Here is a 22,890-nt window from a genome sequence, read left to right on the forward strand (position 1 = left end):
CGGGCATGGCTTTTCTCGTCTCCCCCTCTGCCGTCACGCTGACCGGAACGCTCGTCGAGCTGCGCCCCCTCGAGGCATCGCACCGTGATGCGCTGATCGAGGCGGTGCAGGAGGGCGATCTCTGGAAGACCGCCTGGTACACCTCGGTACCGGCTCCCGACGGCGTCGAGGCGGAGATCGCGCGGCGCATCGCGCTGCGCGAGACCGGGGAGATGGTGCCGTTCACCGCCTTCGATTCGTCCGGCCGGGTCCTCGGCATGACCTCGTACTACGATATCGACGCCGACGTCCCCCGTCTGCACATCGGCTACACCTGGAACCGCCCCTCGGCGCACGGCACCGGCACGAACGCGGAGTCCAAGCTGCTGCTCCTGCAGCACGCCTTCGAGACGTTGGGGGTCTTCCGCGTCGGCCTCACCACACAGTGGGTGAACTTCCAGTCGCGCGCCGCCATCGAGCGGCTCGGAGCGAAGCAGGACGGCGTGATGCGCGCCATGTCGCGCTACCGCAACGGCGCCCTGCGCGACAGCGTCGAGTTCTCGATCATCGAGCCGGAATGGCCGGCGGTGAGGGCGAACCTCGAGGCCCGGTTGGCCACGCGCCGCTGATCAGACGGTCAGGGCGTTGCGCTGTTCGATCAGCGGACACGAGAACACGTCGCGTTCTCCCAGCCCGACGCGGTTGATGTAGCGGACCACGATCGCGTACGACGCGAACAGGCTGGTCTGCGTATACAGCACGTCATGGTCTCGGCAGTAGGCCGCGATCACGGGAGCAGCCCGGCGCAGGTGCGGTCGCGGCATCGACGGGAACAGATGATGCTCGATCTGATAGTTCAGACCGCCCATCGCGACGTCGAGGAAGCGGCTCCCCCGGATGTTGCGGCTCATGAGCACCTGACGGCGCAGGAAGTCGAGTGCCATGTCACGCGGCACCACCGGCATCCCCTTGTGGTTCGGGGCGAAGGCCATGCCCATGTAGAACCCGAAGAGCCCCAGTTGCACCGCGAGGAACACGAACGCGATGCCCGGAGAGAGCACCAGGAACACCAGCACCAGGTAGCCGATCATCCGCACGCTCAGGAAGACGATCTCGACCCACCGCCGCTCGAGCCTGCCGCGCGCGAGCACGCGTCGCACGCTCGAGGCGTGCAGGGAGATGCCCTCGAGGAACAGGATCGGGAAGAACAGCAGACCCTGATGCCCGCGGAGCCAGCTGATGGCCGGACCACGGTGCTTCATCGCCGTCTCCGCTGTGACCGCGATGACCGGAAGCTCGATGTCGGGATCCGCGCCCAGCTTGTTCGGGTTCGCGTGATGGCGTGTGTGCTTGTGCTGCCACCATCCGTAGCTCATGCCGACCAGCAGGTCACCCAGGATCAGGCTGATCCAGTCGTTCCACCGGCCCGAGACGAAGATCTGCCGGTGCGCCGCGTCATGGCCGAGGAAGGCGATCTGGGTGAACAGGATCGCGAGCGCCGCGGCGGTGAATAGCTGCCACCAGGTGTCGCCGATCCAGATGAACGCCAGCACGAACGCGGCCACGGTCACAGGAGCTGCCACCAGCTTCGTCCAGTAGTAGCCGTAGCGGCGACGCAGGAATCCGAGACTGCGGACCTGCTGGGCCAGCTCGGTGAACGTGCTCGATGCACGCGGCGCGCTGTCGCGCGGACGTGTGCGGACGGTCGGACGGATGTCGCCCATGATGACCTCTTCTCCGGCGGGTCGCCCGCTCAGCGGGTGGCGCCGCCCTCTTCCACCCACTCGTCGATGCGCGCGTCGTCGTCCACGGCGACCGGCACAGCACGGCGGGTGAAGACCACCGATTCCGCGAGGGCGGCGACGGATGCCGCACGGACCTGTTCGCGGTCGGAGGCGTCCTGGTAGCGATGCGCGGCGATCTCGCGGTCGGCCTGAAGGTCGGCAGCGATCGTTGCGAATCGTTCCGCGATGACGGCAGCGAGGCCGTCACGGAGCTCTTCCAGGTTGGTGTTCGCGATCTCCAGACGACGATCCGCGACGCGGAGTTCGACGGTCGGGTATCCGTTCGCGGACAGGTGGGCGCGCATCTCGCTGCCCTGGATCGCGGCGACCTCGTCGCGATCCGTCTTGCGCGTGAACACCGCTTCGACGGTGTAGCGGTCGGGTGCATCATCGGTCAGCAGCGTCGCAGGAAGCGAGCCGATCAGGACGTTCTCCAGACCCAGCGTTTCGGGGCTCTGCCCCGCGATTTTCAGTTGTGTGTTCATGTACCGACGTTACGCCTGCAACCTGTACTACTCACAGGCTGGAGATCCGGTGCGCGCGTCGAAAGCGACGCACGCAGCCGAGCGACGTCGGTCAGTCCGTGGCCTTGCCCGCCCAGTTGTTCGAGCGCTTGGTGGCCGTACCGCCCTGACGCATCATGAACGCGAGCGAGAGGCTCGTGATCAGGAGGCCGGCGCAGAACACGATCGCCTGGAAGTCCTCGAGCGACTGGGCCAGACCCATGAGGTAGATGCCTCCGAGGAAGAGGATCATGAAGAAGATGAAGCTGAGGATCACGGGGTCTCCTGTCGTAGCGGCCGTCATCCAGGATACCGTCGGCCGCACCGTCCGCTTGCCGCTCCGCGACTAGCGCACGATCACGCGGGGCGGAACCCCCTGTGAGCCCGGGCGTCGATCTGGTTTCGTCTGTGGGTATGAGCACTCCCCTGAAGGCGATCGCCATCTCCTGCACGTTGAAGCCGTCCCCCTCCGAGTCGAGCTCGGATCTGCTCGCCTCGCAGATCCTCGACGAGTTGGCCGCCCACGGCGTGACAGGAGAGGTCGCGCGCGCGGTGGACTCGGTCATCAGTCCCGGTGTCGAGGCCGACATGGGTGGTGACGACGAGTGGCCGGCGCTGCGCACGCGGATCCTGGATGCCGACATCCTCGTCCTCGTCACCCCGACCTGGATGGGCCAGCACTCCAGCGTCGCCCAGCGCGTCCTCGAACGCCTGGACGCCGAACTCGGCGAGACGGATGCACGCGGGCGCCCTCACCTGTTCGACAAGGTCGCGATCGCCGGGATCGTGGGCAATGAGGACGGAGCCCACCACATCGCCGCCATCCTCTTCCAGTCGCTCAACGATGTCGGCTACACGATCCCCGCGCAGGCCTCGGTGTACTGGAACGGCGAGGCGATGCACACGACCGACTACAAGGATCTCGACGAGGTTCCCGCGAAGGTCCAGGTGGCACTCACCACGGCCGCGAGCAATGCGGCGCACCTGGCACGAGCGCTGCGGGAACGCGAGTATCCCGTGCGCTGAACTCAGGCGTGCGGTGAGGCGCGCGTGAAGATGGTGACGTCCCGGCGCCGCGAGCGCTCCTGCGTCATGCCGACGAGCTCGAGACGGCGGAAGACGCGGCGCGGGAGCGGAGGCAGTTCGGCCGTGAGTCCGCGCGGAGGCTTCGCGAGCCCGGCGATCAGGGACAGGTCGACGCCGTTTCCCTGCACCTCGATCCGCGCGTAGTCGCTGCGGGTGCGCCACACGAGGCGATCCAGCAGGCGGAACGGGATGACATGGGTCGACTCCCCCACCGTCACGCGAAGCTCGTCGTTTCCGAAAGCCACCACGCAGGCCTCCGTCCGGCGGCGCAGCACGGTCGTGAACACGACGTACACGGGCAGCGCGATCACCACACCGACCAGGATGATCGTCAGGCGCGCACCCAGGCGCAGCACGACGTCGTCGAACGCGATCACCACCGCGGTGCCGCCCAGCCCGAAGACGACGACGATCGCGATGATCGCACCGGTGAGCGCGCGCATACGGAGCGGGATACCGGGAAAACGCACGCCCGATCCGTCGCCGCTCTCCTCGCGCTCCCACTCCGGTGTCACCGGCACCGGCCGCTTCTTCACCTCACGCTGCGTCATGGCGTCGGTGATGCGCGAGAGCAGGCCCAGCCAGATCCACCCCGCCGCAGGGATCGCAGCGAGCTGCACGACGACCGCGCCCGCCCGCACCTGTTCGGGGAGCGGCGCGAGCAGATCGTTGCCGAACTCGACCACGAAGGCGATGGCGGCGCCGAGCACGATGGCGACTGCGGCGTGCAGGAACGCCCCGTTGCGCGCGGGGACCATCCGCAGCGTCGCGTTCACGAACGCGAACCCGAAGCACCAGCCGCCGACCAGCATCAGCAGGAACGGGAAGAAGCTCAGGTCGTCGCCCGCCAGCGTCCAGATCAGCGCCGCGAGCAGCAGCAGCGCACCCCAGATCATGGGGTTGCGGATCAGACGCCGCCCCACGGCGCGATGCACCTGGGTGTCGAGGGCGGAGTCGGTCATCGGGGCAATCCTATGGCGTGAGGGGACCTCCCTGAGGGCGCCAGGATGCGCTCTTCGCCAGCAGATCATCCTCGGTCTCTCCGTGCACGATGAGGCGCGCCCCTCGGCCGGAGGCGGCGACGATCGGCGGTCGAGGGAGGTAGTTGTAGTTGCTCGCGAGCGACCAGCAGTACGCTCCGGTGGCAGCGACGACGAGAGTGTCGCCGGCGCGCACGTCCCCGGGAAGCAGGTCGCGGTGCACGACGATATCGCCGGATTCGCAGTGCTTGCCGACGACACGGACGAGTGCCGGCGCCGCGTCGCTGGTCCGGTTGGCGATGCGGACCTGATAGTCGGCGCCGTACAGGGCAGGGCGGGCGTTGTCGCTCATCCCGCCGTCGACGCTGACGTACAGGCGCTCATCGTGCCCGTGGTCGGCGGGAGCGACGGCATCGCTCCCTGCGAGCGGTACCGGCTTGGTGGTCCCGACCGTGTACAGCGTGACCCCCGCGGGGCCGATCACGACGCGCCCCGGCTCGAAGGCCAGGTGCGGTACCGGTACCGCGAACTCGCGCGCGCAGTCGGCGACCACATCGGCGAGATCACGCGCGACATCGGCGATCGCAGGAACATTCCCGGCCTGCGCACTCGTGTAGGCGATGCCGAAGCCCCCGCCGAGGTTGAGCTCGGGAATCGGCCGTCCCGTCAGCCGCGCCAGCTCCGGATAGACACGCATCAGGCGTCGGGCGGACTCTCGGAACCCGTCAGTTCCGAAGATCTGCGATCCGATGTGGCAATGGAGCCCGACGAACTCGAGGCTGTCGTGCGCGAGGATCGCACCCACCAGACGCGGCGCGTCGGCCAGGGGCTGACCGAACTTCTGGTCTTCGTGCGCCGTGGCGAGGTAGTCGTGAGTGGAGGCATGCACGCCGCTGTTCACCCGCAGCCGTACGCGCTGCCTGACTCCCGCTGCGCGTGCCGCCGCGGCGACGCGCTCCGTCTCGATCTCGCTGTCGATGACGATCGTGCCGACGCCGGCGTCGATCGCACGGCGGATCTCCCGCTCCGACTTGTTGTTGCCGTGGAACCCGATCCTGCGCGGATCCACCCCCGCGGCGAGCGCCACGGCGAGCTCGCCGCCGCTGGCCACGTCGACCGCCAGCCCTTCCTCGGCCATCCAGCGCGCCACGTCGATGCAGAGCAGCGCTTTGCCGGCGTAGTAGACGGTCGCTGTCGTGCCGATCCTCTCCGCCTCAGCCTCGAGCGCCGTGCGAATCCTGCGTGCACGAGCCCTGGCGACATCCTCGTCGAGCACGTAGAGCGGTGAGCCGTACTGCGCGATCAGGGCTGAGGCTCTCATCTCTCCGAGCAGGAGCTCCCCGGTCTGCGGATCCCGACGGGCCGTCGGCGGAAAGACCCGCTGATCGATCTCGTTCGGATCGGACACGTCGGTCGTCATGGTTCCCCTCTTCTTCTTGTTCCGGCACGCCCACCTGCTTCTTCTCCGGCACGCCCGCCACGATGTCGAACCGATCGCCGCTCAACGGTCCAGCGCGAACGGGCCGAGATCGATCGGTGATCCATCGACGCGGGGGCTCCTCCCCGCAACCAGCGCCGAGAGCAGTTCGCCGGTCACCGGCCCCAGCGACAGACCGTGCATGTTGTGCCCTGCGGCCACCAGGATCTCCGGTCTTCCCGTCGGCGACCCCAGCACGGGCATCCCATCGGCGGTCATGGGGCGTGCGCCGACCCATTCCTCGGTACGTCCGTCCCAGTCGGCGCCGACGATCAGCCCCTTGGCCGCTTTCGTGAGCACGTCGAGGCGGGCGGGGTGGAACACATCCGGGCGCTCGTCGAACTCCATCATGCCGACCACACGTAGGCGACCGTTCATCGGGATCACGACGCAGTGCCGATCGATGGAATGCACGAGATGGCGGGGCATGCGTGCGACCGGCACTGTGTAGCTGTATCCCTTGCCCGACACGATGCGCGCGGCGCGTATTCCCGAGCGGCGCAGGATCGGCGAGGTCCATGCGCCCGCCGCGATGATGATCCGGTCGCCGGTGATGATCGATTCCCGACCGTTCGCGTCCCGGCACACCACGGAGGCGCCGTCGGCGACCCGCGTCGCCCTGATCCCTGTGCGCACATCCGCGCCCTGCTGAACGATCCGCTGGGCGAGGCTGGCCACGAAGGTGACCGGGTCGAGATACCGCTCCGCAGGCAGCAGAAATCCTGCCCCGATCCCTCGGGCGAGCGTCGGCTCGTGAGCGCGCAGCTCTTCCCCGCGCATGACAGCACCCGGCGCCTCGCCCCAGCCCTCGGCCGCACGCGCGTGATAGCGCTCGTGCGCCGCGACCAGCTCGCGCTCGTCGGTGCAGGTCATCAGATACCCGCGCCCGCCGCCGGACGTATCGATGCCGTCGTCGGTCATCCGATCCAACGCGGGGAAGATCGCTGCCGAGAACTGCGCGAGCGCGCGCGTCGAGGAAGCCCTCCGCCGCCGCGTCGACGAGAGCAGGAAGCCCGTCCCGAAGCCGGCGAGCTGCGGCAGCCGCGATGGCGCGATGGACAGATACGACGACGACGAGAGGACACCCGTCAGCACATCGCGCGCCGTGTGCGGCGAGGCGAGCGGAGCGACCTGTTGCGGCGTCAGCTCTCCTGCGTTGCCCGTTGCTGCCCCGGCTCCCAGATGATCCCGCTCGATGATCGTGACCCGATGGCCCTCTCGCAGCAGCGCGTAGGCGGTGCACAGGCCGATGAGCCCACCGCCGACGATCACCACGTGCCGGGGCGGGCGGCCCCCGTGGAGGCTCACCGGAGCAGTTCGATCCGCGGCTGACCGGCGTCGGCGATGATCCGGGCCCGAACACCCAGCGGCACGCTGTCGACACCCGGACCGTGGCCGAAGGGAAGGCCCCAGATGAGCGGGATGCCGAGCGGTGCGAGGAGTTCTTCGACGAGAGCGCGGATCTCCGGCAGCGGCCCGCACTCGTGCCAGGTACCGAGCGCAATACCGACGGCGCCGTCGAAGTATCCCGAGCGCAGGAGCGAGACCAGGAAGCCGTCCACCCGATAGGTCTTCTCCTCCACGTCTTCCAGGAGCACGATCTTCCCCGCCGCACGTGGTGCCGACGAATGCGAACCGGTGGTCATGGCGAGCAGGCTCAGGTTGCCGCCGGTGAGCGTGCCTTGGGCCTCGCCCTCGACGATCGCCTCCGCCCCCGGAGCCTGCAGCGTGCGCTCCTCCGTTGCGGTGAACAGCGCGCGGTGCAGCGCGATGAGGTTCCCCGGGTCGCTCATGAGATCGTTCGTGCCGAGCATCGGCGCGAACAGAGTGGGCACTGCGAGCTCGCGCTCCCAGAACTCGTGCAGTCCGGTGATGTCCGACGACCCCACGAGCATCTTGGGTCGCGCGGCACGCAGTCGCGGCACGTCCAGGTGGTCCAGGATCCGCACCGCGCCGTAGCCTCCGCACAGGCAGAGCACGGCCGCGACCGAGTCATCCGTCCATGCGCGCATCAGGTCCACCGCACGATCGGCATCCGCGCCGGCGAGGTAGGTCCCCGCCCGCGGATGCGTGTCGCGTACGTGCGCGCCGAGCACCGGCTCCAGATCCCACCTCGCCAGCAGATCGAGCGCCTCCGTCAGTCGCTCATCGGAGATCGCACTCGAGGGTGCGACCAACGCGACCCGATCGCCGTGACGCAGTGGTCCCGGCAGTGCGGCGCCCACGGTCATCGGTCCTCCCCCGTCGGACGCTCGCGCAGCTCCCGCGACGGGACCACGGCGAGCAGACGCTTCGTGTACTCGTGCTGCGGGTCCAGGAGCACTTCTTCCACGGTGCCGTGCTCGATGATCCTGCCGCGATACATCACGGCCACACGGTCGGCGATGTTCCACGCCAACCCCAGATCGTGCGTGATGACGAGGGCACCAAGACCCCGCTCGCACCGCAGCCGAAGCAGCAAGGCGAGCACGCCGGCGCGGACCGAGGCGTCCAGGCTCGCGACAGGTTCGTCGGCGACGAGGAACTCCGGGCCGAGGGCGAGCGCTCCCGCGATCACGACCCGCTGGCGCTGCCCTCCGGAGAGCTCCTGCGGAATCGCCTGGAAGTACTTCTCCGGCGGGGTCAGCTCGGCATCCGTCAGAGCCTGCGCCACGACGTCGCGCTCATCACCCGGCCACCGGTGCAGTCGCGGGCCCTCGGCGACGGCCTCGTACACGGACTGCTTGGGGTTCAGTGCGGCTGAGGGATCCTGCAACACGAACTGCACGCGCGACCGGTACTCCTTGAGGTCCTTCCGGCGCGTGGACAGCGGACGTCCGCGGTACATGACGTCGCCGCTGGTCGGCTGCTGCAGCCCGAGGATCGTGCGGGCGAGGGTGGTCTTCCCTGATCCGGACTGTCCGACGAGCGCGATGATCTCGCCGGGTCGACACGTGAGGTCGACGTCATCGACGGCCACGTGTCCCCGGTCGCCCCCACCGAAGGAGACGGTCACGCCTCGCACCGCGATCACCGCATCCGTGAGCGAGAGCAGACCCGTCGGCGTCGCGGAGATTTCGCTCGGCTCGGGTGCCGGACGCGAGCCTGGACCGTTCGGGCCGGGTGCTTCCGGCGACGTGTACGCGGGAAGCGACAGACGCGACGACCAGTCGCCGATGGTCGGGAACGCGGCAGCGAGCGCCCGTGTATGAACATGCTGCGGATTCGACATGACCTCTGCCGACGGCCCCTCCTCCACGATCCTGCCCTGCTGCATCACGACGATGCGTTCGCAGGTGGACGCGAGAACCGAGAGGTCGTGGCTGATCATGATCAGCGACAGGCCGCGTTCGCGGACCATCTGCTTCAACAGGTTCAGGATCTGGTCCTGCACGATCACGTCGAGAGCGGTGGTCGGCTCATCCGCGATGATGATCTCCGGCTCGCAGGCGAGTGCGAGGGCGATCATCACACGCTGCTTCTGACCGCCGGAGAGCTCATGAGGATACGACCGCGCCTTGGACTTCGGCAGATCGACCTGCTGCAGCAGCTCGACGACGCGCCGGTCCTGCTCGGCTCGCTCGCGGTACTTCGCCCTGCTCCCGGTCGCGTGCAGCACCAGCGCCTCGACGATCTGGTCGCCCACCCGCTGCACGGGGTTGAGCGAGTGCATCGCCCCCTGGAACACGATCGCCGCCTCGGTCCAGCGGACCGCGCGCAGGCGCCCCCATCCCATGTCGGCGACGGATTCCTCGCCGAGCAGGATGCGCCCGTCGATGCGGGCGTTCCGTGGCAGCAATCGGAGCACGCTCATCGCGAGCGTGGACTTGCCGCACCCCGACTCACCGGCGAGGCCGATGGTCGCGCCCTCCGGCACGTCGAGCGTGACGCCGCGCACCGCTTCCACGACGCCCCGGCCTCCCCGCTCGAAGGTGGAGTAGCTGATCCGGACATCCTCGAACTTCAGACTGGGCATCATCGACCTCGCAACGTCGGGTTCACAACAGCTTCGAATGCACGGCCGGCGAGCGTGAACGCCAGCACGACCAGCACGATGGCGAGTCCAGGAGGGAGCAGATACCACCAGTACCCGGCGGTCGCGGCTCCGGTGTCGAGTGCGAGCTTCAGCATCGACCCCCAGGAGATCGTCGAAGGATCACCAAGCCCCAGAAAGGCCAGGGTGGACTCGGAGATGATCGCCGATCCGACGGTGAGCGTGGTGTTCGCCAGCACCAAGGGCAGAACGGCCGGGAGCACGTGCTTCCACAGGATGTGTCCGTCTCCTGCCCCGAGAGCCCAGGATCGTTCGATGTACCCGCGCGACTCCACGGTGAGCGTCTGAGAGCGCACCAGCCTGGCGGTCGAGGCCCAGGAGGTCACACCGATCGCGACGATGATGGTCGTCACTCCGGCGCCCAGGACGCTCGAGAGGACGATCGCGAGCACGAGCGATGGCACGACCAGGAAGAAGTCGACGATGCGGAGCAGGATCGCCTGCGTCGGGCCACGGAAGTGCCCGGAGGCCATTCCGACGGCCGTGCCGATGACCATCGACACGAGCGTGGCGGCGAAACCGACCAGCAACGACGCCCGCGCGCCCCACACCAGCATCGCGAGGACGCTGCGGCCCGAGGGATCGGTGCCGAGCGGCAGTCCGGCCGTGGGTGGCGAGTTCAGCGGATTGTCGATCTTGGTGACGTCGAGCATCTCCGCCGGGAACAGCACGGGGGCGAGCGTCGCCAGCGCGATCACGACGATCAGGATGACCAGGCCGACGACACCGGATCGGTGGGTGCAGAACTCACGCCAGACTTCGGCGAGACGGGCTCGTCGTCGCGCAGAGGCGACACTGCGGGCACGGGGACGCGGGGATTCGAGGATCTGAGTCATGCGGTACGCAGCCTTGGGTCGAGAACGCGATACACCAGGTCCGCGATGAAGTTCATGGCGATCACGATGGCGGAGAAGACCACGAACGTCCCCTGCAGAACAGGGAAGTCGGGAGCGCTGAGCGCCTGGAACGTGAGGTAGCCGAGCCCCGGCCACGAGAAGACGGTCTCGACGGAGACGCCGCCGCTGATGAGACCGCCGATGGCGAGGAAGATCAGCGTGACCGTCGGCAGCAACGCGTTCGGAACGGCGTGCACGCGACGCACACGATCCTCGTTCAGACCCTTCGCACGTGCCGTGACGAGGTAGTCGGCCGTCATCTCCTCCAGCAGCGAGGCGCGCATGACCAGGAGGTACTGCGCGTAGACGACGGCGGCCATGGTGATCGCGGGCAGGACGAGATGGTGCGCCACATCGAGCACGTAGGCGAGGCCCTCCAGGTTCGCGCCCGCCGTCACCATGCCGCCCGTGGGGAACCAGTGGAGCGTGCCGGCGAACAGGAGCAGCAGGAGCAGTCCGAACCAGAAGGTGGGCACCGACCACAGGGTCAGCGCGATCCCGGTGTGCACACGATCGAAGAGGCTGCCGCGCCGCCACGCTGCGCGCTGTCCGAGCCACAGCCCGAGCGCGAGCGAGATCGCGAACGCGGTTCCGGTGAGGAGGAGCGTCGGTCCCATCCGATCGAGGATCAGTCGGGAGACCTCCTCGTTGTTCGTGTAGGAGTACCCGAGATCGCCGCGGAGCAGATCCGTGAGGTAGCGCCAGAACTGGTTCGGCAGCGGTTGATCCAGTCCCAGCTCACGGCGGATGGCCTCCAGCTGGTCGACACTCACCCGACGACCGTGCGTCAGAGAGCGCACCGGGTCTCCCGGCAGGATGCGGAAGGCGAAGAAGCCGAGGACGATCACCATCAGCAGCGAGACGAGCGCTCCCCCGGCCTTGCCGAGTGTGTATCGCGCCCAGGATGTCCCCCGGCGCGGCTCGTCGATGTCGACGGCGGGCGCCCCGGAGGGGACGAGCGTGTCGCCCCCTCCGGTCACCACGTTGTCGCTCATGCGGACTACTCCCGGTCGCCGGCCTGCGAGCGGCGGCGGCTCAGCACGATCCCGCCGCCCACGAGCGCTGCGGCGGCGACGCCTCCTGCAATCCACCATCCGGTCGCTCCGCCATCGGCGGCAGCACCATCACCGGTCCCTGCCCCGTCGACCGGGGTCAGCGAGTAGACGCCCCATGGCCCGTTCTGACGGAGCAGTACCCCGCCCTCGGCCGGCTGCAGCTGCGCGTCGGTGAAGCGGTCGGAGCGGTACGCCTGGAAGCGCGCGTCGAAGAACATCACGTTGTTGACCGCTGCGTCGTACTTCAGCTGCTGCATCTCCAGGATCAGCGCAGCACGCTTCTCGGGATCGGTCTCGGAGTGCTGCTGGGCGTAGAGCTCATCGAACGCGGGATCGCACCAGTTCGACTCGCTGGTCGCCCCGGATCCATCCGCATTGGGGCGGGAGCTGCAGAGGTTGATCGACATCATGAAGTCGGGATCGGGCCCCATCCCCCACCCGGTGAAGTACATGTCGTACCGCCCGAGCACCGATTCGTCGTTGACCTGTGCGTCCGAGAGCATCGAGACGGTGGTCTTGATGCCGATCTCCTCGAGCCAGGGGCCGATGAAGTCTGCCGCCTGCTGGCTGTTCGAGCTCGAGGATCGCCCCATGATGCGCAGGTCGATCGGGTTGCCCGACTTGTCGAGCCGCACGCCGTCAGCGCCGCGCTCGTACCCGGCCTCGTCGAGCATCCGGTTCGCCTCGTCGGGGTCGTAGGCGAGCGGGAGCTCTTCGGGGGCGATGTTCCAGTGGAACGTCGGGTACCGCGGCGGGACCGTGCCCGTACCCGGATCGCCGAGCCCCTGCAGGATCTTGGCACGCAGGGTCTCGTTGTCGATCGCCCGCACGATGGCCTGCCGCACGACCTTGTCGTGCAGGACCGGGTTGCCGTCTCCGAGGTCGTTGCCGTCGATGTCCTTCGCGCCGGGGTTGATGGCCAGCGCCGAGAAAGAGTTGCCCTTCGCCGAGATCGTGGTGATGCCCTCGACCCCGTCGAGCGAATCGAACTGGGCGATCGTGAGGCCGTCGACCAGATCGACCTCACCGGTCTTGAGCGCCTGCACCGCGGCATCCGAGCTCTTGTAGGGAACCCAGACAAGTGAGCCGATCTTGGCTTCGCCGTGCCGGTAGTGGGGGTTCGCCGTCATCGTGACGCCGTTCGTCTTCGACGATTCGGTGATGATGAACGGTCCGGAACCCACGGTGTCGGCATCATTCTCGTACGCGGCGGGATCGTCGAGCTCCGCCCACACGTGGCGGGGCACGATGGGCAGGTCGGCGCCGGGGTTCGGCGCCTGCGGGTTCTCCATCGTCATGACGACGGTCAGCTCGTCGGGCGCCTCGATGCTCTCGATGTTCTCGACGAGCGACCCCTTGGCCATCTTGAGCGCGTCGTTGTCCTGGATCGCCTCGATCGTCCAGATCACGTCATCGGCGACGATCGGCTCACCATCCGACCACATCGCGTCGGGCTCGAGATGGAAGGTCCATTCGGTCCCGTCGGCGTTCGCCTCCCACGACTCGGCGATCGCCGGGTACTCGCTGTTGTCCTCAGCGGCCCAGGCGACGAGGGGCTCGTACTGGTACATGAGGATCGAGTCGCTCGTGGAGAGTACGGAGAGGAACGGATTCAGGGTCTCGACATCGCCCGTGAGCGAGATCCGCGCCTGCGCACCCTCTTCTTCGGCCGCTGCTGCTCCTGCGCCCGCGACCGTGCCGCCGAACACGATCGCTCCGGCGCCGATCAGGGCCATGCACCGACGGCTCGCGCGGACGGATCGTCGTCCCCGACTGTCCCAGTGTGACTGCATCAACATCCACTCCTTTGTGTTATGTCTCGTAAGTGTGAGCGCGTGAGGAATACAGATTCCGTCGACCCGGTCGAACTCTAACCAGACAACAGGCATCGATGACCAAGTTCCCTCACTTATGGGGGGTCACGCAGGACTGCGATTGCGTTTTTATGATTCATAAGACGGAACGCACAAAGGAGTCCCATGTCGCACCCGAGCACCGCCTCACGTCTGAGTGCCGCCGAGCTGTGCGCCCGACTAATCCGCTTCGACACGTCGAACTACGGTGACGGGCGCAGCGCCGGTGAACACGACATCGCGTCGTGGATCCACAGCGCGCTGAAGCACGCCGGCTACGCGGCACAGATCGTCGGCCCCGAACCTGCGCGCGCCTCGGTGGTGCTGCGGGTGCCCGGCGAAGACCGCACCCTCCCCGCGCTGCTCGTCCATGCGCACACCGACGTCGTCCCCGTCGAGCCGTCGCAGTGGTCCGTCCCCGCATTCGCCGGCCACATCGCTGACGGCTACGTGTGGGGTCGAGGCGCCACCGACATGAAGGACATGGTCGCGAGCGTCCTGCGCACGCTGTTGAACTGGGCAGAGAACGACATCCGACCGCAGCGCGACATCGTGGTGGCCTTCGTCGCCGACGAGGAATCGGGTGGCGAGCATGGAGCCACGTGGCTGGTCCGGAACATGCCGGAGTTCTTCACCGGGGTCGAGGTCGCGATCGGCGAGTCCGGGGGCGACGCGACCGAACTCGTGTCGAACGACGGCACCCCGCTGCGGGTCTATCCCATCGCCACCGGCGAGCGCGGAACGCTGCAGCTGCGCATCCACGCACGAGGGACCGGGGGTCACGGGTCGCGTCCGCAGGCGGACCAGGCCCTCACCCGTGTCATCGACACCTGTCAGCGCATCAACGCCTACCGATGGCCGCTCCGACTCACCGACACCGTCAGGGAGTACATCGCGACAATCGATCACGCGCTCGGCAACGAACCGCGGCTCGACACCGACGCCGGGATCGCTGCGTCGATCCGCCGGTTGGGTCCCGCCGGGGAGGTCGCCGAGGCCATCACCCGCTGCACGGCGACGACGACCGTGCTCAACGCTGGCGTCAAGGTCAACGTCATCCCCGCGTCAGCGGAGGCACAGCTCGATGTACGGTGCCTGCCCGGCACGGAGGACGAGGTCGTCGCGACCCTCGTGCACCTGATCGGCGACGACGTGGAGTGGGAATTCCTCTCCCGATGTTCTCCCGTGACGGCGCCGTACCCCTCGCACTGGTTCGACGCGATGCGCGCCGCGATCCTCACCCAGGACCCGGCCGCGATCACTCCCCCGGTGTGGCTGGGCGGCGGCACAGATGCGAAGGCCTTCTCCGAACTCGGCATCGCCTGCTACGGCTTCGCCCCGCTGACGACAGACCGCGCCGGACGTCATCCTGGCGGCGCCCACGGAGCGGACGAGCGGAACCCCGTGGAGGCGATCGATGGGGGCCAGCGGGTGCTCGAGCAGTTCCTGACCCATGTCTGAGCAGGGCACCGCGATCGACCCCGCGCTCGTGCGTCTCACCGACGACCGTGTCGCCTCCGGCAAGAGCCCCGCCGCCGTGCTGGCGTCGTCGGGCGGTGCGGAACCGCTCGGAGTCGGCGGCTCCGGCGACGCCGGCGACGGTTCAGCGCCCGACGCCGACACGGTCTTCCGCATCGCGTCGTGCACGAAGTCCTTCACCGCTGCCCGAGCGTTGCAGCTGCGCGACGCCGGCCTGCTCGATCTCGATCGTCCCATCGCCGAGATGCTCCCCCGACCGCCGCGGTTCGTGATTCCCGGAGGAGATGCGACCCCGCCCACTCCGCGGATGCTGCTGACCATGTCGGCGGGCCTGCCGACCGACGACGCCTGGGCGGACCGGCTGGAGTCGCTGCCGGTCACGGAGTTCGACGCGATGCTCAGCCGGGGAATCAGGTTCACCCGGCCGCCGGGGGTCGGCTACGAGTACGCGAACCTCGGGTGGGCGATCCTCGGACGGGCGCTGGAGCAGCTGGACGGGCGCCGACTGCAGGAGCAGATCGAGAAGGATCTCCTGGATCCACTCGGCCTCACCGGGGTCAGGTTCTCCCCGCCGGCGGGGCGCCGCATCGCCACCGGCTACGCCCGGCACCACGGATCCTGGCAGGCACAGGCGGTCACGTCGCCCGGAGCGTTCTCGGCGATCGGAGGGCTCTTCGCGTCGTGCGCCGACATCCTGGCCTGGGCGCGGTGGCTGGCGAGCGCTTTCGCCGAGGGACCGAGCGAACCGGACTCCGTGCTCTCGGCAGCGAGTCGCCGCGAGATGCAGCACCTCCACTGGGCCATCCCCGGCGGCGACAGCGAGGTCGCGCGCGGCTACGGGTACGGCTTGATCGTCGAGCATTCCGCGGAGCAGGGGCGTGTCGTCTCGCACTCCGGCGGCTACCCGGGCTTCTCTGCACACATGCGCTGGAGCGTGGACCGCTCGGTCGCGGTCTGCGGGTTCGAGAACGCGGGCTACTCCGGTGTGCACGAGATCGTGCGTCCCGCGTTCGCCGCGGCACTCGCCGAAGCGGTGACCGCGGCACGATCGACTCCTCCCCCGGAGCCGTGGTCCGAGACCCGAGCGGCCGTTACCCGGATCTCGGAGCTGGTGAGTGATCATGGGAACATGACCTTGTGGGACCGCGCGAACAGTGACCTGTTCGATGGGTGCATCGACCTCGACGTGTCGGTGGCGGAGCGCAGGACTCGGCTGTCACGACTCATCGACGACGTCGGCGCCCCGCTGATCCATGGGCCCGCGTCGTTCCCGACGCCCGCGCGCGCGACCTGGAGAGCGTTCGGGTCATCCGGCGCGTTCGACATCTCTCTGCAGCTGACCCCGTCGGAACCGCCTCTGGTCCAGAGATGGGACCTCGCCATGATCACCGCGGAGGACGCTCATGTCTCCTGAGCCCGCAGCGCCGGAGGAGTCAGCGCCCGGCCGCAAGGCGCAGGCGCGAAGAAGCGCGTCTCTCCTCAAGTCCCGACTGCTCAAGGAAGAGCAGACGGCCTTCGACGACGCGCTGCGCTCTTTTGCGACGAACCCCGCGTTCGAGCGCATGGCGGCCATCATCGCCCGCAGCCGCCGCCGATTCATCCTCGGGCGCGGCGATGCTCAGGAGCACGCCATGCTGCTGAGCGCGTCGCTGAAGGCCAGCTTCAGCCAGGTCTTCCTGGTGGCTCCTCCAGGGCTCGACCACCTCGACCTGCTCGCCGATGTGCGGACGGGCGACGTGCTCATCGCGATCTGCCACCGCCCGTACCGGCGCGACACCGTCGAGATCGGCCGGCTCTACGTCGCCGCCGGCGGCACGCTGATGCTGTTGACCGACAGCGCCGACTCGCCGCTGAGCGCGTTCGCCTCAGAGCAGATCATCATCGAGCACGCCACGCGCGATGCGCAAGTCGACGCCACCGCCGTCGTCCTCGCCACCCGTCTGCTGGCACGACTCGCATCGGCCAGCTCCAAAGGCGCCGTGCGGCGGGCACAGGAACGTGAACGGCTCGGCGATCTGCTCGGCCTCTACGAATCCGACATGCGCTGGGTCGGGCGCGAGCAGGGGCCGGGCGGGGCGGGGTCGTAGCGCGGGAGTCAGCCTCCCGAGGGGTTCTCGAGCGGCTTGCCGTCGTCGTCGGTGGTCTCTCGTTCGAGGATCTCCTCGGTGCTGTCGGGCGCACCGCCCGATGCGGTGTCGGCCTCTTCGTCAGGACCGGGGGTGCCCTGCGTGTTCTTCGGATCGCTCATGATTCTCTCCTTCGTTCGGTCCGGTGAGGCTACGGGGCCCGGGGCGCGGCAGCGAGGGGGTTGACGTGGATCGTCGGGGCACGAGACCTCGACCGAACGACGTAGGAATCGCGGAGGCCGATGCGGCTGGGGCGACGCGGGTGTAGGTTGCGGAGATGGAGCCGATCCGAGTGGGGCTCGTGGCCGACCCGGCTTCGCCCACGGCGGTCGCGCGTCGGATGACCGACCTCACACCGCCGCTCGCTGCTCAGGCCGACGGCTGGATCATCGAACTCGTCAGCGAGCCGTTCACCCTCGGATCTGAAGACGTCGACGCCGCGCTGGAACGGCTTCGGGCTCACGCTGCACAGAAGCGCTGGGATCTCGTCATCGGCGTCACCGAGCTTCCGCTTCGCGATGATGACGGCCGCTATCTGCTGGCGGCGATCGATCCTCGACGCCGATCCGCTGTGCTGTCATTGCCCGCGCTGGGCGGTTTCCGGGTGCAGACCCGCGCCCGCCGCGCGGTGCGAGGGCTCGTCGACGGGATGGCCGGACCAGCCGTGTCTGAGGAACAGCGCCTGCCGCTCCCCCGGCTCAGCGCCCGGGGTCGCGTGCTTCTGGGCATGGTGCTGGCCAACCGTCCCTGGCTGCTCGCGGCAGGGCTCAAGTCCGCTCTGGTCGCGGCCCTGGCGACCGGCGCGGTGGCGACGATCGAGCCGACGGTGTGGTCACTCGCCATCTCGCTGTCGGGCTGGCGTCTGGCGGCGGCGACGTTGGCCTCCATCACGATCATCATCGCCTGGATCGTGATCGACGGCAGGCTCTGGGACCGCCCCGACGACAGCTCTCCTGCAGCGCGTGAGAGATCCCGTCTCTACAACACCTCGACGCTGCTGACTCTGACCATCGGCATCATCATCTGTTATCTGGCGCTGTACGTCGTGAACCTGGCCTGGGCGTTCTTCGTGCTCGACCCGACGGTGATGAGCGAGTCCCTCGGCCGAGCCGTCGGAGCGGGTGATCTGTTCGTGCTCAGCTGGTTCGTCGCGTCGGCGGCGACACTCGGCGGGGCGCTCGGCACCGGCTTGGAGTCCGACGATGCGATCCGTGCTGCCACGTATTCGAAGCGCGAAGAGGAGCGACGCGCGCGCCTGGCTGATGAGCGCGTCTGAGTCGGCGATGCACGATGGGCGCGGTCACTGGTCTCACCGGGATGCGTCCACGGTGAGACCAGTTCGCTGCCCACGCGATCGCGGAGCTATGACTTCCTAGAAGTCCCAGTCGTCGTCTTCCGTGGCCTCGGCCTTGCCGATGACGTAGGAGGAACCCGAACCGGAGAAGAAGTCGTGGTTCTCGTCGGCATTCGGCGAGAGCGCCGACAGGATCGCCGGGTTCACGTTCGTGACGGTCGACGGGAACATCGCTTCGTAGCCGAGGTTCATCAGCGCCTTGTTGGCGTTGTAGTGCAGGAACTTCTTGACGTCTTCGGTCAGGCCGACGCCGTCGTAGAGGTCCTGCGTGTACTGCACCTCGTTGTCGTAGAGCTCGAACAACAGGTTGAAGGTGTAGTCCTTCAGCTCCTGACGACGCTCTTCGGTCTCGTTCTCGAGACCCTTCTGGAACTTGTAGCCGATGTAGTACCCGTGCACGGCCTCGTCACGGATGATGAGGCGGATCAGGTCGGCCGTGTTCGTGAGCTTCGCCTTGGACGACCAGTAGATCGGCAGGTAGAAGCCCGAGTAGAACAGGAACGACTCGAGCAGGGTCGAGGCGACCTTGCGCTTGAGCGGGTCATCACCCTGGTAGTAGTCCATGATGATCTGAGCCTTCTTCTGAAGGTTCGGGTTCTCGGTGGACCACCGGAACGCCTCGTCGATCTCCTTCGTCGACGCGAGCGTCGAGAAGATCGAGGAGTAGCTCTTCGCGTGCACCGACTCCATGAAGGCGATGTTGGTGTACACCGCCTCCTCGTGAGGAGTGATCGCGTCAGGGATGAGCGAGACGGCGCCCACTGTGCCCTGGATCGTGTCGAGCAGCGTCAGACCGGTGAAGACGCGCATGGTGAGCAGCTGCTCTTCGGGCGTCAGCGTGTTCCAGGACTGGATGTCGTTGGACAGCGGCACCTTCTCGGGCAACCAGAAGTTGTTCACCAGACGGTTCCAGACCTCGAGGTCCTTGTCGTCGATGATGCGGTTCCAGTTGATCGCCTGCACGCTGTCGACCAGCTTGATCGGGGGGTGGGGAGTCATGTCTTCGTCGTTTCTCGAGTCAGTGAGCAGGTCAGAGCATGCAGGAGACGCACTCGGTCATGTCGGTGCCCTCGAGCGCCATCTGACGCAGACGGATGTAGTAGATCGTCTTGATGCCCTTGCGCCATGCGTAGATCTGCGCCTTGTTGATGTCACGCGTGGTGGCGGTGTCCTTGAAGAACAGCGTCAGCGACAGGCCCTGGTCCACGTGCTGCGTGGCCGCGGCGTACGTGTCGATGACCTTCTCGTAGCCGATCTCGTACGCGTCCTGGTAGTACTCCAGGTTGTCGTTCGTCATGAACGCCGCCGGGTAGTAGACGCGACCGAGCTTGCCTTCCTTGCGGATCTCGATCTTCGACGCGATCGGGTGGATCGACGACGTCGAGTTGTTGATGTACGAGATCGAGCCGGTCGGCGGCACCGCCTGCAGGTTCTGGTTGTAGATGCCGTGCTCCTGGATCGATGCCTTGAGCGCGACCCAGTCCTCCTGCGTCGGGATGTGCTTTCCGGCGAAGAGCTCCTTGACCTTCTCGGTCTCCGGGACCCAGGCGCGCTCGATGTACTTGTCGAAGAACTCCCCCGACGCGTAGGTCGAGTCCTCGAAGCCGTCGAACGCCTGCTTGCGCTCGATCGCGAGGTTGTTCGAGGCGCGCAGCGCGTGGAACAGCACCGTGTAGAAGTAGATGTTCGTGAAGTCGATGCCCTCTTCGGACCCGTAGTAGACGTGCTCGCGAGCGAGGTAGCCGTGCAGGTTCATCTGGCCGAGGCCGATCGCGTGGGAGCGGTCGTTGCCGTCCTCGATCGAGCGCACGGAACGGATGTGGCTCTGGTCGCTGACCGCGCTCAGCGCACGGATCGCGGTCTCGACGGTCTGGCCGAGGTCATCGGCATCCATCGACAGCGCGATGTTCATCGAGCCGAGGTTGCAGGAGATGTCCTTGCCGATCTGGTCGTACGACAGGTCGTCGTTGTACGTCGTCGGCGTGTTCACCTGAAGGATCTCGCTGCAGAGGTTGGACATGTTGATGCGGCCCTTGATCGGGTTGGCCTTGTTCACCGTGTCCTCGAACATGATGTACGGGTAGCCCGACTCGAACTGGATCTCGGCGATGGTCTGGAAGAACTCGCGCGCGTTGATCTTCGTCTTCTTGATGCGAGGGTTGTCGACCATCTCGCGGTACTTCTCGGTGACGGAGATGTCGCCGAAGGGCACCCCGTAGACCTTCTCGACGTCGTACGGCGAGAAGAGGTACATGTCCTCGCCGTTCTTGGCGAGCTCGAACGTGATGTCGGGGACGACGACACCGAGCGACAGCGTCTTGATGCGGATCTTCTCGTCGGCGTTCTCACGCTTGGTGTCGAGGAAGCGCATGATGTCGGGGTGGTGCGCGTTGAGGTACACCGCACCGGCACCCTGACGGGCACCGAGCTGGTTCGCGTAGCTGAAGCTGTCTTCGAGGAGCTTCATGACGGGGATGATGCCCGACGACTGGTTCTCGATCTGCTTGATCGGAGCGCCGGCTTCGCGGATGTTCGAGAGCAGCAGCGCCACGCCGCCACCGCGCTTGGAGAGCTGGAGAGCGGAGTTGATGCCGCGGGCGATCGACTCCATGTTGTCTTCGATGCGCAGGAGGAAGCAGCTGACGAGCTCGCCGCGCTGGGCCTTGCCCGCGTTGAGGAACGTCGGGGTGGCCGGCTGGAAGCGACCGGAGATGATCTCCTCGACCAGGGCGACCGCGAGCTTCTCGTCACCGTCGGCGAGACCGAGAGCGGTCATCACGACGCGGTCCTCGAAGCGCTCGAGGTAGCGCTTGCCGTCGAACGTCTTGAGCGTGTAGCTCGTGTAGTACTTGAAGGCGCCGAGGAAGGTCTCGAAGCGGAACTTCTTGCCGTAGGCGAGGTCGTTGAGCTCCTGGATGAACTCGAGCGAGTACTGCTCGATGACGGCCGGCTCGTAGTACTCCTTCTCGACCAGGTAGTCGAGACGCTCCTTGAGCGAGTGGAAGAACACCGTGTTCTGGTTGACGTGCTGGAGGAAGTACTCGCGCGCCGCCCGCTTGTCGGCGTCGAACTGGATCTTGCCGTCCGCGTCGTACAGGTTGAGCATCGCGTTGAGGGCGTGATAGTCCAGGCCCTCGTAGTTCGGGTTCGCCTTGAACGCCACCGTCTCGGTCACTGCGTCCTGCTCTTCAACTGTGATACCCACCGTCGTTCCAATCCGTCGCTCACGCGATCAACGTCGTCCTGTGTGCCGAAGATTTCGAGCCGGTACAAGTGCGGCACGTGGCACTTGCGGCTGATGATGTCGCCGGCGAGACAGAAGGAATCGCCGAAGTTGGTATTGCCCGCGGAGATGACACCGCGGATGTGCTGCCGGTTGCGCTCGTCGTTGAGGAACCGGATCACCTGCTTGGGCACGGCACCTCGTTCGACGCCGCGCCCTTCACCTCCGCCATAGGTGGGGGTGACCAGCACGAAGGGCTCGTCTATGACGAGTTCTTCCTCCTGCCGGTGGAGAGGGATGCGTCGGGCCGGAAGCCCGAGCTTCTCGATGAAACGCGCGGTGTTACCCGACGCGCTCGAGAAGTAGACCAGGAGCGGCGCGGCAGTCGCGACTAGGTGCATGACTCACTCCGGTTCCTGAGCGACGCAGAAGGGTCACGCCAGGCGCGTGGCGAGCTCGGCGATCTTGTCGGGACGGAAGCCCGACCAGTGGTCCTCGTCGGTCACGACGACGGGCGCCTGCATGTAGCCGAGCGCCTTGACCTGCTCCAGGGCCGTCGGGTCCTCCGACAGGTCATGGATCTCGTACTCGATGCCCTGGGCATCCAGCGCACGGTAGGTGGCGTTGCACTGGACGCAGGACGGCTTGGTGTAGACCGTGATCGACATCTGAAACCCCTCAAATCTCTGGTTGCTCCGGCAGACCCCCGCCGGGACTTCAATACTACATATAGGGACGGACATTGCGGCCGACCACAAGGGGTAGTAGTTACATCCGTGTAGTTTTCCACCGCTCTCCACTGATACAACACAGGTTCTCCACCGTTTCTTCCACAGGTTGAGACCCCGCCGAAGGGCTTCCGAACCGCGAGAAATCGCGGCTGGGAAGCGCCTGTGAGCGATCTATCCACAGGCGCGACCATACGAGGGGGTTCGGACATTTTGAGACCTGTGGAAACTACCTCTCGGCGTGTCGTCGGCGTGTCGCATCCGCACCCGCTTCGACGCTCCCCGCCGGGTGCCGCTACCGTTGTGAGGTGGCGGGATATCGGGATCTTCTTCG

At 67.1% G+C, this 22,890-nt stretch carries 22 protein-coding genes; 6 read left to right on the forward strand and 16 right to left on the reverse strand.

Annotated features, from left to right (window positions below; translation table 11 throughout):
• The first annotated feature begins 5 nt into the window (after nucleotides 1–5).
• A complete protein-coding gene (locus MRBLWO12_RS09560; RefSeq protein WP_363554889.1) occupies nucleotides 6–608 on the forward strand; it encodes a GNAT family N-acetyltransferase in 603 nt (200 codons plus the stop codon).
• Here MRBLWO12_RS09560 and MRBLWO12_RS09565 read toward each other — a convergent pair whose 3' ends face one another.
• The 3 genes from MRBLWO12_RS09565 to MRBLWO12_RS09575 all read right to left on the reverse strand — a co-directional run bounded on the left by MRBLWO12_RS09565 (nucleotide 609) and on the right by MRBLWO12_RS09575 (nucleotide 2,570).
• Entirely contained in the window at nucleotides 609–1,703 is a 1,095-nt protein-coding gene (locus MRBLWO12_RS09565) for a fatty acid desaturase family protein (protein ID WP_363554891.1), read from the reverse strand.
• Nucleotides 1,704–1,732: 29 nt separating this feature from the next.
• Nucleotides 1,733–2,248: a hypothetical protein gene (locus tag MRBLWO12_RS09570; RefSeq protein WP_363554893.1), complete on the reverse strand. Its 516-nt coding sequence runs from the start codon at nucleotides 2,246–2,248 to the stop codon at nucleotides 1,733–1,735.
• Between the two features lie 91 nt (nucleotides 2,249–2,339).
• On the reverse strand, nucleotides 2,340–2,570 hold the full coding sequence (locus MRBLWO12_RS09575) for a hypothetical protein (protein WP_363554895.1): 231 nt from the start codon (nucleotides 2,568–2,570) through the stop codon (nucleotides 2,340–2,342).
• Between the two features lie 110 nt (nucleotides 2,571–2,680).
• Between MRBLWO12_RS09575 and MRBLWO12_RS09580 the strand changes: the two genes are divergently transcribed.
• Nucleotides 2,681–3,292 carry a flavodoxin family protein gene (locus MRBLWO12_RS09580; RefSeq protein WP_363554897.1) on the forward strand — a complete coding sequence of 204 codons (612 nt, stop codon included), beginning with the start codon at nucleotides 2,681–2,683 and terminating at the stop codon, nucleotides 3,290–3,292.
• A gap of 2 nt (nucleotides 3,293–3,294) precedes the next feature.
• Here MRBLWO12_RS09580 and MRBLWO12_RS09585 read toward each other — a convergent pair whose 3' ends face one another.
• The 8 genes from MRBLWO12_RS09585 to MRBLWO12_RS09620 form a co-directional block, all read right to left on the reverse strand.
• Nucleotides 3,295–4,314: a hypothetical protein gene (locus tag MRBLWO12_RS09585; protein WP_363554899.1), complete on the reverse strand. Its 1,020-nt coding sequence runs from the start codon at nucleotides 4,312–4,314 to the stop codon at nucleotides 3,295–3,297.
• Between the two features lie 10 nt (nucleotides 4,315–4,324).
• Nucleotides 4,325–5,752 carry a diaminopimelate decarboxylase gene (lysA, locus tag MRBLWO12_RS09590; RefSeq protein ID WP_363554901.1) on the reverse strand — a complete coding sequence of 476 codons (1,428 nt, stop codon included), beginning with the start codon at nucleotides 5,750–5,752 and terminating at the stop codon, nucleotides 4,325–4,327.
• An 81-nt stretch (nucleotides 5,753–5,833) separates the two neighbouring features.
• Complete coding sequence (locus MRBLWO12_RS09595) at nucleotides 5,834–7,222, reverse strand: NAD(P)/FAD-dependent oxidoreductase (RefSeq protein WP_363558579.1); 1,389 nt, start codon at nucleotides 7,220–7,222, stop codon at nucleotides 5,834–5,836.
• Entirely contained in the window at nucleotides 7,114–8,040 is a 927-nt protein-coding gene (locus MRBLWO12_RS09600) for a S66 peptidase family protein (protein WP_363554903.1), read from the reverse strand. The genes MRBLWO12_RS09595 and MRBLWO12_RS09600 overlap by 109 nt, the downstream gene beginning before the upstream one ends.
• Complete coding sequence (locus MRBLWO12_RS09605; RefSeq protein ID WP_363554905.1) at nucleotides 8,037–9,767, reverse strand: ABC transporter ATP-binding protein; 1,731 nt, start codon at nucleotides 9,765–9,767, stop codon at nucleotides 8,037–8,039. The genes MRBLWO12_RS09600 and MRBLWO12_RS09605 overlap by 4 nt, the downstream gene beginning before the upstream one ends.
• On the reverse strand, nucleotides 9,764–10,678 hold the full coding sequence (locus tag MRBLWO12_RS09610) for an ABC transporter permease (protein ID WP_363554907.1): 915 nt from the start codon (nucleotides 10,676–10,678) through the stop codon (nucleotides 9,764–9,766). The genes MRBLWO12_RS09605 and MRBLWO12_RS09610 overlap by 4 nt, the downstream gene beginning before the upstream one ends.
• Entirely contained in the window at nucleotides 10,675–11,733 is a 1,059-nt protein-coding gene (locus MRBLWO12_RS09615; protein ID WP_363554909.1) for an ABC transporter permease, read from the reverse strand. The genes MRBLWO12_RS09610 and MRBLWO12_RS09615 overlap by 4 nt, the downstream gene beginning before the upstream one ends.
• Nucleotides 11,734–11,738: 5 nt before the next feature.
• A complete protein-coding gene (locus MRBLWO12_RS09620) occupies nucleotides 11,739–13,529 on the reverse strand; it encodes an ABC transporter substrate-binding protein (protein ID WP_363554911.1) in 1,791 nt (596 codons plus the stop codon).
• 243 nt (nucleotides 13,530–13,772) lie between these two features.
• On the opposite strand from MRBLWO12_RS09620, the gene MRBLWO12_RS09625 reads away from it, so the two are divergent.
• Genes MRBLWO12_RS09625 through MRBLWO12_RS09635 form a run of 3 tightly spaced genes read left to right on the forward strand, consistent with a single transcriptional unit; the run spans nucleotide 13,773 to nucleotide 17,212 of the window.
• Nucleotides 13,773–15,107 carry a M20/M25/M40 family metallo-hydrolase gene (locus MRBLWO12_RS09625; protein ID WP_363554913.1) on the forward strand — a complete coding sequence of 445 codons (1,335 nt, stop codon included), beginning with the start codon at nucleotides 13,773–13,775 and terminating at the stop codon, nucleotides 15,105–15,107.
• Complete coding sequence (locus tag MRBLWO12_RS09630; protein WP_363554915.1) at nucleotides 15,100–16,539, forward strand: serine hydrolase domain-containing protein; 1,440 nt, start codon at nucleotides 15,100–15,102, stop codon at nucleotides 16,537–16,539. Before MRBLWO12_RS09625 ends, MRBLWO12_RS09630 begins: the two co-directional genes overlap by 8 nt.
• Nucleotides 16,529–17,212, forward strand: a complete 684-nt coding sequence (locus tag MRBLWO12_RS09635; RefSeq protein ID WP_363554917.1) for a MurR/RpiR family transcriptional regulator — start codon at nucleotides 16,529–16,531, stop codon at nucleotides 17,210–17,212. Before MRBLWO12_RS09630 ends, MRBLWO12_RS09635 begins: the two co-directional genes overlap by 11 nt.
• A gap of 8 nt (nucleotides 17,213–17,220) precedes the next feature.
• Here MRBLWO12_RS09635 and MRBLWO12_RS09640 read toward each other — a convergent pair whose 3' ends face one another.
• Nucleotides 17,221–17,373 carry a hypothetical protein gene (locus tag MRBLWO12_RS09640; protein ID WP_363554919.1) on the reverse strand — a complete coding sequence of 51 codons (153 nt, stop codon included), beginning with the start codon at nucleotides 17,371–17,373 and terminating at the stop codon, nucleotides 17,221–17,223.
• A gap of 155 nt (nucleotides 17,374–17,528) precedes the next feature.
• Here MRBLWO12_RS09640 and MRBLWO12_RS09645 point away from each other — a divergent pair, with 155 nt between their 5' ends.
• Nucleotides 17,529–18,527, forward strand: coding sequence for a hypothetical protein (locus tag MRBLWO12_RS09645; RefSeq protein ID WP_363554921.1), 999 nt, complete (start codon nucleotides 17,529–17,531; stop codon nucleotides 18,525–18,527).
• A gap of 96 nt (nucleotides 18,528–18,623) precedes the next feature.
• Here the strand turns inward: MRBLWO12_RS09645 and nrdF are convergent, their stop codons facing one another.
• Genes nrdF through nrdH form a run of 4 tightly spaced genes read right to left on the reverse strand, consistent with a single transcriptional unit; the run spans nucleotide 18,624 to nucleotide 22,496 of the window.
• Nucleotides 18,624–19,604 (reverse strand): class 1b ribonucleoside-diphosphate reductase subunit beta, encoded by a 981-nt coding sequence (nrdF, locus tag MRBLWO12_RS09650; protein WP_141871173.1) that lies wholly within the window; start codon nucleotides 19,602–19,604, stop codon nucleotides 18,624–18,626.
• Nucleotides 19,605–19,635: 31 nt separating this feature from the next.
• Nucleotides 19,636–21,780: a class 1b ribonucleoside-diphosphate reductase subunit alpha gene (nrdE, locus tag MRBLWO12_RS09655; RefSeq protein WP_363554923.1), complete on the reverse strand. Its 2,145-nt coding sequence runs from the start codon at nucleotides 21,778–21,780 to the stop codon at nucleotides 19,636–19,638.
• Nucleotides 21,777–22,229 carry a class Ib ribonucleoside-diphosphate reductase assembly flavoprotein NrdI gene (gene nrdI, locus MRBLWO12_RS09660; protein ID WP_363554925.1) on the reverse strand — a complete coding sequence of 151 codons (453 nt, stop codon included), beginning with the start codon at nucleotides 22,227–22,229 and terminating at the stop codon, nucleotides 21,777–21,779. The genes nrdE and nrdI overlap by 4 nt, the downstream gene beginning before the upstream one ends.
• A gap of 33 nt (nucleotides 22,230–22,262) precedes the next feature.
• Nucleotides 22,263–22,496, reverse strand: coding sequence for a glutaredoxin-like protein NrdH (gene nrdH, locus MRBLWO12_RS09665; protein WP_141871170.1), 234 nt, complete (start codon nucleotides 22,494–22,496; stop codon nucleotides 22,263–22,265).
• Nucleotides 22,497–22,890 lie beyond the last annotated feature (394 nt).

Source organism: Microbacterium sp. LWO12-1.2 (genome assembly GCF_040675875.1).
Taxonomy (GTDB): domain Bacteria; phylum Actinomycetota; class Actinomycetes; order Actinomycetales; family Microbacteriaceae; genus Microbacterium.